Source organism: Intrasporangium chromatireducens Q5-1, assembly GCF_000576575.1.
Taxonomy (GTDB): Bacteria; Actinomycetota; Actinomycetes; order Actinomycetales; family Dermatophilaceae; genus Intrasporangium_A; species Intrasporangium_A chromatireducens.
This window is the reverse complement of record NZ_AWQS01000117.1, coordinates 1-12,421: the sequence shown is the minus strand read 5'-3', so window position 1 is coordinate 12,421 and position 12,421 is coordinate 1. Positions and strand designations below refer to the sequence as shown.

Here is a 12,421-nt window from a genome sequence, read left to right as displayed (position 1 = left end):
TCGTCGGTTGGTGGCCCCTCGACGGTTGGCGGTGGGAGCCGGCGTCGTGGAAAAGGTCACATCCGCCCGAATGACCCCCCGCTGCGCGAGGGCATGCCTGAGCGCGGCGATAAGGTGCGCTGGTGGCCATCAATACTTCCTCGCTGACGAGACAGGCACGGGCCAGCCGCACGACCGTCTTCATGAAGATCCTCATGGCCGTGTCCGGTGCGCTCTTCGTGCTCTACGTCCTTGTGCACATGTACGGCAACCTCAAGATCTTCGCGGGGACGGAGGCGTTCGACGAGTACGCCCTGCACCTGCGCACGATGTTCACGCCGATCCTCCCCTTCGGCGGGATGCTGTGGATCATCCGGGTCGTCCTCCTCGTCGCCGTCGTCGTCCACATCTGGGCGGCGTTCACGCTGTGGGCGCGGGCGCAGGGGGCGCGCTCGACCCGCTACGTCGCGAAGGAGGCCGCGAAGCGCACGCTCAAGACGAAGTGGATGCGCTGGGGCGGCGTCGCGCTGGTCCTCTTCATCATCTGGCACCTGCTCCAGTTCACGATCGTCAAGTTCAACGTCGGCAGCGAGAATGCCGGGCACAGCGCCGGCGCGCTCGTCGTCTCCAGCTTCCAGGTCTGGTGGGTCACGCTCATCTACCTGCTCGCGATGGTCGCGCTCGCGCTGCACCTCTACCACGGCGTGTGGAGCGCCTCGCAGACGCTCGGCTGGGCCAACACCGCTCGCGCCCGGCGCGCCTGGAAGGCCACGGCGCACGTGCTCGCCTACGTCATCGCGGTCGGCTTCATCGTCCCGCCGCTGGCCATCCTCGCTGGAATCGTGAAGGGCTGATCCATGACCACCACCACTCCAGAGACCACCGAAATCGCCACGGGCCCGATCCACGGGCTCTACACCGAGGGCGACCCCGTCGCCGACACCAAGGCACCCGACGTCCCGATCGCGAAGATGTGGGACCAGCGCAAGTTCGACGCCAAGCTGGTCAACCCGTCCAACCGCCGCAAGCTGTCGGTCATCATCGTCGGCACGGGTCTCGCCGGCGCCTCGGCGGCCGCCACGCTCGGCGAGGCCGGCTACCACGTGAAGTCGTTCTGCTACCAGGACTCCCCGCGTCGCGCCCACTCAATCGCGGCCCAGGGCGGCATCAACGCGGCGAAGAACTACAACGACGACGGTGACTCGGTCTACCGGCTCTTCTACGACACCGTGAAGGGCGGCGACTACCGCTCGCGCGAGACGAACGTCTACCGGCTCGCCGAGGAGTCGGCGAACATCATCGACCAGTGCGTCGCGCAGGGCGTCCCGTTCGCCCGCGAGTACGGCGGCCTGCTCGACAACCGCTCGTTCGGCGGCGTCCAGGTGGCCCGCACCTTCTACGCCGCGGGCCAGACCGGCCAGCAGCTGCTCATCGGCGCCTACCAGGCGATGGAGCGGCAGGTCGGGGCCGGCACCGTCGAGCAGTTCACCCGCCACGAGATGCTCGAGGTCATCGTCGTCGAGGGCCGCGCCCGCGGCATCATCGCCCGCGACATGGTCACCGGCGAGATCGAGACGCACCTCGCGGACGCGGTCGTGCTCGCCAGCGGCGGCTACGGCAACGTCTTCTACCTGTCGACCAACGCGATGGGCTGCAACACGACGGCGATCTGGCGCGCACACCGCAAGGGCGCCTACTTCGGCAACCCGTGCTACACGCAGATCCACCCGACCTGCATCCCGGTGGCCGGCGACTACCAGAGCAAGCTGACGCTCATGTCGGAGTCGCTCCGCAACGACGGGCGCATCTGGGTGCCGAAGCGGCGCGAGGACTGCGACAAGGACCCGCGCGAGATCCCCGAGGAGGACCGCGACTACTACCTGGAGCGGATCTACCCGAGCTTCGGCAACCTGGTCCCCCGCGACATCGCCTCCCGTCAGGCGAAGTACGTCTGCGACGAGGGCCGCGGCGTCGGCCCGCTCGTCGGCGACTTCCGCCGCGGCGTCTACCTCGACTTCTCCGAGGCCCTGTCGCGGATGAGCAAGGAGGCCGTCGCCGAGAAGTACGGCAACCTGTTCGACATGTACCAGCGGATCACGGGTGAGAGCCCGTACGAGGTCCCGATGCGGATCTACCCCGCGGTGCACTACACGATGGGTGGCCTCTGGGTCGACTACGACCTCGAGACGACGATCCCCGGTCTCTACGCCGCCGGTGAGGCGAACTTCTCCGACCACGGCGCGAACCGACTCGGTGCCTCGAGCCTCATGCAGTGCCTCGCGGACGGCTACTTCGTCCTGCCGAACACGATCCGCGACTACCTCGCCAACGGCCCGTTCCCCAAGGTGTCCGAGGACGCCCCGGAGGTCGTCGAGGCCCGCGCCGCCGTCGAGGACCGGATCACCCGTCTGCTCAACGTGCAGGGCGAGCGGTCGGTCGACTCCTTCCACAAGGAGCTCGGCCAGATCATGTGGGAGTACTGCGGCATGGAGCGCACCGAGGAGGGCCTGCTCAAGGCGATCGACCTCATCCGCGCCCTGCGCGAGGAGTACTGGCGCAACGTGCGCGTCCTCGGCTCGGCCGACACCCTCAACCAGAGCCTCGAGAAGGCCGGCCGCGTCGCCGACTTCCTCGAGCTCGGTGAGCTGATGTGCATCGACGCGCTGCACCGGCGCGAGTCGTGCGGCGGCCACTTCCGGGCCGAGTCCCAGACGGAGGACGGCGAGGCCCTGCGCCACGACGACGAGTTCGCCTACGTCGCCGCGTGGGAGTTCGCCGGGGAGGGCGCCAAGCCGGTGCTCCACAAGGAAGACCTCGTCTACAAGGCAATCGAGCTGAAGCAGCGGAGCTACAAGTGAGCGACAACGGAATGAACCTCACCCTGAAGATCTGGCGCCAGGCCGGTCCCAAGGCCAAGGGCGAGATGGTGACCTACCAGGTCACCGACATCTCCCCCGACATGTCGTTCCTCGAGATGCTCGACGTGCTCAACGAGGACCTCAACGCCAAGGGCGAGGAGCCGATCGCGTTCGACTCCGACTGCCGCGAGGGCATCTGCGGCATGTGCGGCCTGATGATCTCGGGCAAGGCGCACGGCCCCGAGGTGACGACGACGTGCCAGCTGCACATGCGCTCGTTCCACGACGGCGACGAGATCACCATCGAGCCGTGGCGCGCCGACGCCTTCCCGGTCATCAAGGACCTCGTCGTCGACCGCTCGGCGTTCGACCGGCTCATCCAGGCCGGCGGCTTCATCTCCGTCAACACCGGCGCGGCCCCCGAGGCGCACTCGGTGCCAGTGCCGAAGCCACGGGCGGACCGGGCGTTCGACGCCGCCAAGTGCATCGGCTGTGGCGCCTGCGTCGCGGCCTGCCCGAACGCGTCGGCGATGCTCTTCCTCGGCGCGAAGGTCACCCACCTCGGCGAGTTCCCCCAGGGCCAGCCCGAGCGCAGCGCCCGCGTCGTCAAGATGCTGACCCAGCACGACCTGGAGGGCTTCGGCGGCTGCACGAACATCGGCGAGTGCACCAACGCCTGCCCCAAGGAGATCCAGCAGGACGTCATCAACCAGCTCAACATCGACCTGCGGCACGCGCTGCAGCAGATGACCTGAGCCTCTGGTTGTCGCCTGCGTCGCTGGTAGGCGAGCCCGTCCCCTCTCGAGGGGGCGGGCTCGCGCCGTCTTCGGTATGCCGCTCAGCGGGGGTCCGCTGGAGAGCTCGGCCCGCGTGCCGTCACGTCGCGGGTGGTGTTGCGCCCGGTGTCGTCATGACACCACTGATCTCGACATGACTCGCCCACGCACCCGAGGAGTGGTCGTCGCGGGCGCACCGAGTGCCTCAGCCCCGACCCCCAAGTTCGCTGTCGAGGCCCTCGCGGAATGCTTCGAGCTGTTGGCGACGCTCGTGTCCCGGAATCTTCAACACCAGACGGTCGACGGCGTCCCGCGACAGGATCCCGCGAAGCCGTTCCGCGGTCCTCGGGGTCGCCATGCGGCCCACTCCTTGGCCCTCGAGGTGCGGCCCCACCATGCGCTCGTCCCAGTCCCAGCGCTCCGTTGCGGAGCCCGGCTCCCAGCAGCGATCCCAGAACACTCCCGAGTAGCTCGCGTCCAAGAGAGCCCCCAGGTCGGTGGCGTCTCGGTTGTCCGTCCTGCCTCTCATGTCCCACGCGACCAGCTTGAGCAGGATCATCCCGGTCAGGTTGGCGGTCTTCACAGAGCTACCGGACTTCAACGTCACCGAGATCGCGGTCTCGAATGCCTCCCGCATTCCTGTCACATCAAGGACCACACCATCCTGGATCTCCACGACGCCCTCCTGCTCGAGTTCACCGAACGGGATGAGGTCCACGTCCACTCCCGCTATCTCGCGCCGCAAGATGAGTCCTCCGGGCGGTCCGATGCTGTCGAGCGCCGCGGCATAGGCATCGCGCCCCGGCACGGCAACGGCCACATCCAGGTCACGGGTGTCCCGACCTCGCGGCAGCCCAGCGAGGCCATGGACCACGAAGTCCCTCGCCAGAGCCCCCACAACGACGAAGTCTCCTATCAGGGACCGGAGTTGGTGGGGTGCTTCGACGGGCCAGATGCGCTCAGCGACCGCTGACGCGTCGTAGTTCATCGTTGCTCTCCCAATACTCGGTAGCTGCCTGACGCTGCCGGGAGTCACCTGTGGCGATTGCATCGGCATAAACCAGCAAGCCGGGAACAGTTGCCCCACCGTCCACTCCCAAGCTCCAGAACTTCTCTCGCAGTTCCACATTGGGTGCCTCACCGGTAACTGGACGATTGAGTCGGGCCTGCCTCCTCAACTCGGTCCATGGGGGATCGCCGTAAATCGTCGTGGTCGTTGCGCGCAGACCATAGCCCTGCATCTGCAAGGCGGCTTCTCCACTCAGTTCTCCGTCCTCGCCGACGCGAGCATCACGGTCGATCCACCACGATGGCTCCGGACCACGGAGGGACGCACTTTGCAGTTTGGGCAGCAGCGTCGCTTCGTAGGACTGGACCCACTGTTCTGTCAGAGCGGGGCGATCAATGGTCCGCTTGTTCTGGTTCTCCGAGATCAGACCTTGGGCGGTCAGGTCCGAAAGCGCGGAATGAACGGATCCGAGCGAGACGCGCGCCGCATGTGCTAGCTCCCTCTGGGTTCCCTGGCTTCCCAACGCCTCTGAGACCAGAATCACGAAACAGACACGAAGTCCGGCTGCCGTCAGCGCGCGCGAATGCCGGTCCCTGCCCGGCTCGCGCGTCACCGTCGGGCGCCGGCCTTCGACCCTCACAAACACCCCGGGCAGACGGATTGATGCGTTGCCTCCTGTATCGATGTAGTTGATCCCAGCTTTCCGATAGCGCTCAGCCATACCGGGTGTCACATGTCGCCGACCAAGGATGGCCGGCTGACGGCCCCTTTCCACGTTCAGCGCATGCCAGTTCTCCGTCTCACCGGCTTTGATCTGCAGCAGAAGATCGGCTCTCGAACCTGGTGCCTGTACGACCGCGTCATTGCGGCCGTCTCCGGCGTCTACGACGAGCTGGAAGCCCAGTTCTGAGAGACGACGCAGAACCTCGTCCTTGACGTTCATATACACCATGCCGTTCACAATATATGAACGCTGGTCCATTTCTGAACAGGGTGGCTACGCCGGAACAGATACAGCCGGGCCGAGCGACGGCTCGGATAGGGTGGCGCAGATGTTTCGTCAGGGGAGGCTGAGGGGCCGGCTGCGCGTCGCGGGCGCGGTCCCGCTCGCCCTTGTCGCAACCATGGGGTATGCCGCTGTGCCGGCTGCTGCTGGCGGCTCACCTGCCGCTGTTGTCTCCCCTGCAGCGCCGCACCCGATGCCGTCGTGTCAGGAATGGCAGACGATCACGCTGGTTCCCCAGACCCCGGCGAAGCCGGGCTCGTCCGCCTCTCCGACGGCATGGAAGCCGTGGTGCCACAACGCACCGCCGACCCCGTTCGGGCATGCGGCCTGGGACCCGCCGACCGTCGTCGGCGGTCCGCAGCTCGGGCAGTCCGGCGTCATCGTCGACGCGGAACCGGGGGTCGGTGCCCTGCCGGAGGTCGGTGACGTCTCGTATGTGCTCGCCGACCTCGACACCGGAGACATCCTCGCCGCGAAGTCGCCGCACGCCTGGCTGCGGCCGGCGAGCACGCTCAAGACTCTGACCGCACTGACGCTCATCCCCCGACTCGACCCCGAGCAGGTCGTGGTCGCGACCGACGACCAGGTCGCGGCGAACGGCACCCGGGTCGGGATGGTCGCCGGCAACCCCTATCCCGTGCACTCGCTCTTCGAGGCGCTGCTCATGCTGTCGGCCAACGACGCGGCCTACGGCCTGGCCGACGCGGCCGGCGGCTACGACGAGACGCTCGCGCTGATGAACGCGAAGGCGAAGGAGATCGGCGCCTTCGACACCGTGGCGGTGGACCCGAGTGGCCTCGACGAGCCCGGGCAACGCTCCAGTGCCTACGACCTGGCGCTCATCGGTCGGGCCGCGATGGCGCTGCCCGACTTCCGCAAGTACATCGTCACTCGGGATGCCGTCTTCCCGGGTGGGACCGACAAGAGGACGAAGCAGAAGTACGAGCCGTTCCACATCCCGAACATCAACGACCTGCTTGCGAACTACCCCGGAGCCATCGGGATCAAGCCCGGCCGGACCAACCGTGCCCAGCACACCTTCATCGGGGCGGCCACTCGTGACGGTCGCAGCCTCATCGTCACACAGATGGGGAGCACGAGCGGGTCGTGGAAGCCGACGGCCGCGCTGCTCGACTGGGGCTTCGCGAACGCGGACCGCGTGGCCCCGGTCGGCCGGCTCGTCGAGCCGGGTGACGCCGCTCCCCCGCGACCGCTGGCCGAGGTGCCGGCATCGCTTGCCGCCGGGGCCGAGGGCTCTGGGGCGAAAGGTCCCGCGTCGGGGACACCGCGACCAGGCGACCAGACCTCCGCGGATGCGGAGGTGGGCCGGTCGTTCCCGGTCCCGGGCGGTGGCGTCGTCAAGGGAGCGCTTGTGCTCGTCACCCTGCTGGTCGGTGCCGGCGCCTACCTCGTCCGCCGTCGCCACGACAACTGACGACGAAGCCCCGCGTCGTGGCACCAACGGCGTGCCCGCCACGAAAACTGGTATTGAGGCCCCGCGTCGTGGCGCCAGCGCCGTGCCCGCCACGAGAACTGGTATTGAGGCCCCGCGTCGTGGCGCGCGGCCCCGGCCCGCCACGAAAACTGGCCACAACTGCAGTTCTCGTGACCCAGGCCGGCCCCCGACCGGAGTTTGCGCTCATTCGACGGTGAAGCGGCCGGAGCGGCGGGCGGACCAGATCAGCGCTCCTGCCGCACCGACGAGAGCACCAAGGGCGAGCGACACCCGGTCCTGCCCACGGCTCGGCGCAGCAGGGACAACCGGCCGGAACGAACGGCCGGCCTGGGGCGAGGCCGTGCTCAGCCGCGCCGAGTCGCCGTCCTGACTCCGGCCGGTTGACCCGTCGTGGGCAGCCACCACCGGGACCGCGCCAGCCGGTTGCTCACCAGCGGCCTCCTCCCGCCTGATGCGGGCGAGGTCGGAGTCGTTCGCGGACCAGGCTGCCGACAGCAGGACGACCCTCGACATGAGGTTGAGCCAGAAGAGCAGGCCGACGGCGACGGCAACGGCGCCGAGGAGCGGGTTGCTCGTGGCGCGGGCGATCAGGAAGCCGCTGAGGTACTTCATGGCGGTCAGGGTGACGCCGCCGACGATCGCGCCGTTGCGCACGTCGGCCCACGGCAGCGGGACACCGGACAGCATGCGCAGCAGGACGACCATGAGCAGCGCGTCGAAGACCGCGCTGAGGACAAGCCCCACCACGGTGATCACCCACGACTGGCTGTCCAGGCCGACCCAGCCCGCGATGTGCTTCGCGATCCCGCCGATCGCGTTCGTCAGAATCGCCGACGCTGCCACCCCGAGCCCCAAGGTGAACAGGACCGCGAGGTCGCGCAGCTTGGCCGTGACGAAGTTGCCGGGAGACGCCCCCAGACCATAGATGCCGCGGATGCCCGAGCGGAGCGCGCTGATCCAGCCCAGCCCGGAGAGCAGCAGGGTCACGAACCCGACGATGCCCGTGATCGTCAGGGTCGAGGCCTTGGGTGCCGACAGGCTGATGATGCCGTTCGGGTTCGTCGGCGTCTTGACCATGCCCGGCAATGTCGCGTTGAGCGAGTTGGCGATCGTCGTCAGCATCTCGGGGTGGCCGCGCAGGACGATGCCGAAGATGGTGAAGGCGAGCGCCAGCGCAGGGAAGATCGAGAAGAACGCGAAGTAGGCGACGCCGGCCGCGAGCAGGTCACCGTTGTGGTCGCCGTAGCGCTTCCAGGCGCCGTAGACGTGGGTCCGTTTGATGCGGTCGATGATCCTGCGGACGGCCTGCACGGGGTCAGCCTCCTTGGAGGGGGAAGTCCTTCACGGGTCGCCAGACGTCGTCGTCACCCTGCTCGTAGAGATAGAAGGTCTCGACGCGGAAGTCGGTGTGGAAGTCGGCGAGTTCGCTGAACGCCCGCTCGAGGCACTCGGACGGCACGTTGTGGGCGATCGTCACGTGCGGGTGGTAGTAGAAGTCGAGGTCGCGCTTGACCGGTCCGCTGCGCAGCTGCTTCTCGAGCCGCTCACACGCCGCGACGCCCTGGGCGACCTGGATGTAGACCACGTCGGAGATCGGTCGGAAGGTGCCGGTGCCCCGGAGGAGCACGTCAAAGGGTGGCCACGAGGAGGCCACCTGCGCGCAATGGTCAAGGAAAGCGGCATACGTGTCGTCATCGACCTGCGTGGGCGGGACGAGCGTGATGTGGGCGGGGATCCGCCAGGCGGCATCGTCGCCGAAGTCGGCCCGTCGGCGCTGGAGGTAGTCACCCTCCGGCGCTGGAACGGGGATGGACACCCCGATCGTCGTGGGACGCGAAGCAGTCACGAGTCCGACCGTACCCAATTGATCCAAGACCTTGACCGACGGGCGTCAGGCGCGACCCAGCCGGGGCAGCAGTCCGACCCTGTCGTAGACCCGACGCACCGTCGCCTCGGCCACCTCGGCGGCCCGCGCGGCCCCGTCGGCGAGGATGCGGTCCAGCTCCGCTGGATCGGCCATGAGCGACAGCGTCCGCTCGCGGAACGGGGTGATGGCCGCGACGACGACGTCTGCGACGTCCTTCTTCAGGTCGCCGTAGCCCTTGCCCTCGTAGGCGGTCTCGAGCGCCGACACCGGCACCCCGGAGAGCGCCGAGTGGATCGACAGGAGGTTGGAGACACCCGGCTTGTTCTCGACGTCGAAGCGGATCTCGCGCTCGGTGTCGGTGACGGCGGAGCGGATCTTCTTGGCGATTCGCTTCGGGTCCTCGAGCAGGTTGATGAGCCCGGCGTCGGTCGCCGCGGACTTGCTCATCTTGGCCGTCGGCTCCTGCAGGTCCTGGATCTTGGCGGTCTCCTTCATGATGTGCGGCTCGGGCACCACGAGGGTGTCGCCGAAGCGCTGGTTGAACCGGGCCGCGAGGTCGCGCGAGAGCTCGAGGTGCTGGCGCTGGTCCTCGCCGACGGGCACGACGTCGGAGTCGTAGATGAGGATGTCGGACGCCATGAGGATCGGATACGTGAAGAGGCCGACGTTGGCCGAGTGCCCCTTGGCCGTCTTGTCCTTGAACTGCGTCATCCGCCCGGCCTCGCCGAAGCCGGTCAGCGTCGAGAGGACCCAGGTCAGTTCGGTGTGCTGGTGGACGTGGCTCTGCACGAAGAGGACGGACCGCGCGGGGTCGACTCCCCCGGCGATGAACTGCGCCGCGGTGACGCGGGTGCGCTCGCGCAGCACCTCCGGCTCGGGCGCGACGGTGAGCGCGTGCAGGTCGGCGATGAAGTAGAACGCGTCGTGCGTCTCCTGCAGCTTGACCATCTCGACGAGGGCCCCGATGTAGTTGCCGAGGTGGAGCGAGTCGCTCGTCGGCTGCATTCCGGACAGGCTGCGGGGCTTCGAGGGCATGGGCGTCATTGTGGCGCATCGGGCGCGCCCGCTCCCAACCGCTGTTGCTGGGTGGACAACCAGCCCGTATGCCGCTCAGCTCGCTCCCGCGTCGAGGTGACCGTTGCGCTGACGTGAGTCTCGTGCTCAGGAACTGCGCTCCGGAGATTCGTCAGGCCCAGCGGCTCTCCCGGTCGATGTGCCTTCGGAGGTCCATCGCGTCATGCGGCACCCGGCCGATCACGAGCGCATCAGCATCCTGACGACAGACGAGGAAGTGTCGGGGCTGCCGCACTCGGGCACCCGAGGACCGTCCGCGACTCTTCGGCAGGTGCCACGTGAAGACACCCTCGCCCAGTTCCGGGTGGAGCACCGCACCTACGGTTCGGCTGTCTGACGCAACGTCGCGCATCGCGGCAGCGATCAAGGCCCCGTAACGACCACGGGCCTCTTCGCCGAACTGCTCGAGTGACCAAGCCAAAATCGCAAGGATGTCGGCTTGGGCGGAGTCAGTGATCCGATAACGCACCGTCAGCCGGCCGGTTCAGTACGGGCCGCACGAAGACCCAGCTCCCTGATGAACTCGTCCAAGTTCTCGTCGTCGATGTCGACGAAGCGGCCGGCGGCGAGGTCCGACCATCCCTGCTCGACTGCCTCGCGAAGTGCAGCGAGCCGAGCGGCCTCCTGCAGTTCCTGACGCTCCAGCAGCCGAAGGCCTTCGCGCAGCACTTCGCTGGCGTTCTGATAGCGCCCGGACCGCACCAACGACTCAACTAGATCGTGCTGGTGCTGACTGAGGACAACGTTCCTTGTGGCCACGAGAACCACCTCCATTGGCAGTTTATGCCAATGGAGGTGGTTCATAGAAGGGCGGATGCGGGCCTGTGGATACAGCACCCCACGCTTGGTGAGGTGATGACGGTGATGACGTACGGAAGCCGCCACGAGCCGCCCATGGTGATCCGAGGAGGAATATCTTGCACTCTCATTTGGGGAGGCTCGGTTCCTGCGTTCAGGTCGTACTCCGGCGTCCCTACGGGCGACCATTACTCGGATCCGAGGCTCTGCCGGCCGGCGATCTGAGCACGAACGCACCGAGCGTGCGGGAGTAATGGTCGTCCGTAGGAACAGGCGGCGGGGTCAGAGGTCGTAGTCGACGATGACCGGGGCGTGGTCGCTCCAGCGCTCGGCGTAGGTGGCGGCGCGGCCGACGGTCGCGGTCGTGGCGCGAGCGGCAAGGGGCGCGGTGCCGAGCTGGTAGTCGATGCGCCAGCCGGCATCGTTGTCGAACGCCTTGCCGCGCCAGGACCACCACGTGTAGGGCCCCGGCCCCTCGCCGGCAAGCGTGCGGTGGACGTCGACCCACGCGCCGGCCTCGAACCACCGGTCGAGGTAGGCCCGTTCCTCGGGCAGGAAGCCCGACTTCTTGAGGTTGCCCTTCCAGTTCTTGAGGTCGGCCTCGCGGTGCGCGATGTTGAGGTCACCGGTCACGAGCATCAGGTAACCCTGGGAGGAGGCACGCGCCATACGGGCTGTCATGGCGTCGAGGAAGGCGTACTTCTCGACCTGCTTGGGCGTCTCGGCCTCGCCGGTGTGGACATAGGCGGAGACGACCGTGAGCGTGGCGCCCGGCCCCTCGATGTCGACCTCGATCCAGCGGCCGGCGTCGGCGAAGGCCTCGTCGATGCCGATGCGGTGCGCCAGGTGGCGGTCCCGCGTGGCGACGGCGACCCCGGCACGACCCTTGACGTTGCCCTCGGTGTGAGCGACGTACCAGTCACCGAGCCCGGCCTCTGCGAGCGCCTTGTGCAGCTCCTCGTCGGAGGCGCGCACCTCCTGCAGGCACAGCACGTCGGGCTGGGCGGATCGGAGCCAGTCGGCCGCTCCCCTGCGGATGGCGGCACGGATGCCGTTGACGTTGGCCGAGATGACGCGCATGGCCGCCATTGTCCAGCACGCACAGGGCCTGCACAGCGGGGGCCGGTTCGGTGCACGGGCCGGGTGGGCAGTATCAGGTCGTGGACGTGAGGACGCAGTCTGCCCCGGCGCCGACCCGGCCGGCGCTGTCGACGGCTGACCGGGTGGCCGTGGCGGTGGCGGGCGGTGCCGCGGTCTTCCTCGTGCCGTGGACCGTGTATCTCGGTGGGACCCTGCACCACCCCGGCTACTGGATCGCGATCGACTCGCTCGAGGCGGTCACGGCCGGGGCGACGGCCGTTCTCGTGCTGCGTCGCTCGGCGTGGGCGTCGCTGGCGGCCCGGATCGGCGCGGTCGTGCTGCTGCTCGACGCGTACACCGACGTGTTGAGCGCCCGGCAGGTGGGCCGGCTGGTCGAGGCACTGGTGATGGCCGTGGTGGTCGAGGTGCCGCTGGCAGTCGTTGCGTGGCGCTGGGCCTCTCGGCGGAACCGGCATTGACGCTCACTCGACGCTGTCGGGAACTGGCCTCTCGTCGGG

At 68.0% G+C, this 12,421-nt stretch carries 13 protein-coding genes; 5 read left to right on the top strand and 8 right to left on the bottom strand.

The window, feature by feature from the left end:
- The first annotated feature begins 122 nt into the window (after window positions 1-122).
- Genes N864_RS13670 through N864_RS13660 form a run of 3 tightly spaced genes read left to right on the top strand, consistent with a single transcriptional unit; the run spans window position 123 to window position 3,592 of the window.
- Entirely contained in the window at window positions 123-833 is a 711-nt protein-coding gene (locus N864_RS13670) for a succinate dehydrogenase cytochrome b subunit (RefSeq protein ID WP_338033643.1), read from the top strand.
- Between the two features lie 3 nt (window positions 834-836).
- A complete protein-coding gene (locus tag N864_RS13665) occupies window positions 837-2,837 on the top strand; it encodes a fumarate reductase/succinate dehydrogenase flavoprotein subunit (RefSeq protein ID WP_034717671.1) in 2,001 nt (666 codons plus the stop codon).
- A gap of 11 nt (window positions 2,838-2,848) precedes the next feature.
- Window positions 2,849-3,592, top strand: a complete 744-nt coding sequence (locus N864_RS13660) for a succinate dehydrogenase/fumarate reductase iron-sulfur subunit (protein ID WP_034717680.1) — start codon at window positions 2,849-2,851, stop codon at window positions 3,590-3,592.
- A gap of 226 nt (window positions 3,593-3,818) precedes the next feature.
- Here N864_RS13660 and N864_RS13655 read toward each other — a convergent pair whose 3' ends face one another.
- On the bottom strand, window positions 3,819-4,601 hold the full coding sequence (locus N864_RS13655) for a hypothetical protein (protein ID WP_034717668.1): 783 nt from the start codon (window positions 4,599-4,601) through the stop codon (window positions 3,819-3,821).
- Window positions 4,573-5,604 (bottom strand): type IV toxin-antitoxin system AbiEi family antitoxin, encoded by a 1,032-nt coding sequence (locus tag N864_RS24185; protein WP_081793830.1) that lies wholly within the window; start codon window positions 5,602-5,604, stop codon window positions 4,573-4,575. The genes N864_RS13655 and N864_RS24185 overlap by 29 nt, the downstream gene beginning before the upstream one ends.
- A 70-nt stretch (window positions 5,605-5,674) precedes the next feature.
- On the opposite strand from N864_RS24185, the gene N864_RS13650 reads away from it, so the two are divergent.
- Window positions 5,675-7,063, top strand: coding sequence for a D-alanyl-D-alanine carboxypeptidase family protein (locus N864_RS13650; RefSeq protein ID WP_162164527.1), 1,389 nt, complete (start codon window positions 5,675-5,677; stop codon window positions 7,061-7,063).
- Between the two features lie 204 nt (window positions 7,064-7,267).
- Here the strand turns inward: N864_RS13650 and N864_RS13645 are convergent, their stop codons facing one another.
- The 6 genes from N864_RS13645 to N864_RS13620 form a co-directional block, all read right to left on the bottom strand.
- Window positions 7,268-8,395, bottom strand: coding sequence for a YihY/virulence factor BrkB family protein (locus N864_RS13645; RefSeq protein ID WP_034717665.1), 1,128 nt, complete (start codon window positions 8,393-8,395; stop codon window positions 7,268-7,270).
- A gap of 4 nt (window positions 8,396-8,399) precedes the next feature.
- Window positions 8,400-8,930, bottom strand: coding sequence for a 2'-5' RNA ligase family protein (locus tag N864_RS13640; RefSeq protein WP_034717662.1), 531 nt, complete (start codon window positions 8,928-8,930; stop codon window positions 8,400-8,402).
- A 45-nt stretch (window positions 8,931-8,975) separates the two neighbouring features.
- Entirely contained in the window at window positions 8,976-9,986 is a 1,011-nt protein-coding gene (gene trpS, locus N864_RS13635) for a tryptophan--tRNA ligase (RefSeq protein WP_420805216.1), read from the bottom strand.
- A 151-nt stretch (window positions 9,987-10,137) separates the two neighbouring features.
- Entirely contained in the window at window positions 10,138-10,494 is a 357-nt protein-coding gene (locus tag N864_RS26430) for a type II toxin-antitoxin system RelE/ParE family toxin (protein WP_034717656.1), read from the bottom strand.
- Window positions 10,495-10,496: 2 nt separating this feature from the next.
- Window positions 10,497-10,784, bottom strand: a complete 288-nt coding sequence (locus N864_RS13625) for a type II toxin-antitoxin system ParD family antitoxin (protein ID WP_034717677.1) — start codon at window positions 10,782-10,784, stop codon at window positions 10,497-10,499.
- A 321-nt stretch (window positions 10,785-11,105) separates the two neighbouring features.
- Window positions 11,106-11,903, bottom strand: coding sequence for an exodeoxyribonuclease III (locus N864_RS13620; protein ID WP_155892937.1), 798 nt, complete (start codon window positions 11,901-11,903; stop codon window positions 11,106-11,108).
- An 86-nt stretch (window positions 11,904-11,989) separates the two neighbouring features.
- Between N864_RS13620 and N864_RS13615 the strand changes: the two genes are divergently transcribed.
- The gene (locus N864_RS13615) at window positions 11,990-12,382 is read left to right on the top strand and encodes a hypothetical protein (RefSeq protein WP_081793824.1); all 393 of its coding nucleotides are present in this window, start codon (window positions 11,990-11,992) and stop codon (window positions 12,380-12,382) included.
- Window positions 12,383-12,421: the final 39 nt, after the last annotated feature.

What these genes read in the sequence shown, in the direction of transcription:
- N864_RS13655 (WP_034717668.1), bottom strand. Translation starts at nt 4,601, where the DNA reads ATGAACTACGACGCGTCAGCGGTCGCTGAGCGCATCTGGCCCGTCGAA.
- N864_RS13620 (WP_155892937.1), bottom strand. Translation starts at nt 11,903, where the DNA reads ATGCGCGTCATCTCGGCCAACGTCAACGGCATCCGTGCCGCCATCCGC.
- N864_RS13660 (WP_034717680.1), top strand. Translation starts at nt 2,849, where the DNA reads ATGAACCTCACCCTGAAGATCTGGCGCCAGGCCGGTCCCAAGGCCAAG.
- N864_RS24185 (WP_081793830.1), bottom strand. Translation starts at nt 5,604, where the DNA reads ATGGACCAGCGTTCATATATTGTGAACGGCATGGTGTATATGAACGTC.
- trpS (WP_420805216.1), bottom strand. Translation starts at nt 9,986, where the DNA reads ATGCCCTCGAAGCCCCGCAGCCTGTCCGGAATGCAGCCGACGAGCGAC.
- N864_RS13665 (WP_034717671.1), top strand. Translation starts at nt 837, where the DNA reads ATGACCACCACCACTCCAGAGACCACCGAAATCGCCACGGGCCCGATC.
- N864_RS13650 (WP_162164527.1), top strand. Translation starts at nt 5,675, where the DNA reads ATGTTTCGTCAGGGGAGGCTGAGGGGCCGGCTGCGCGTCGCGGGCGCG.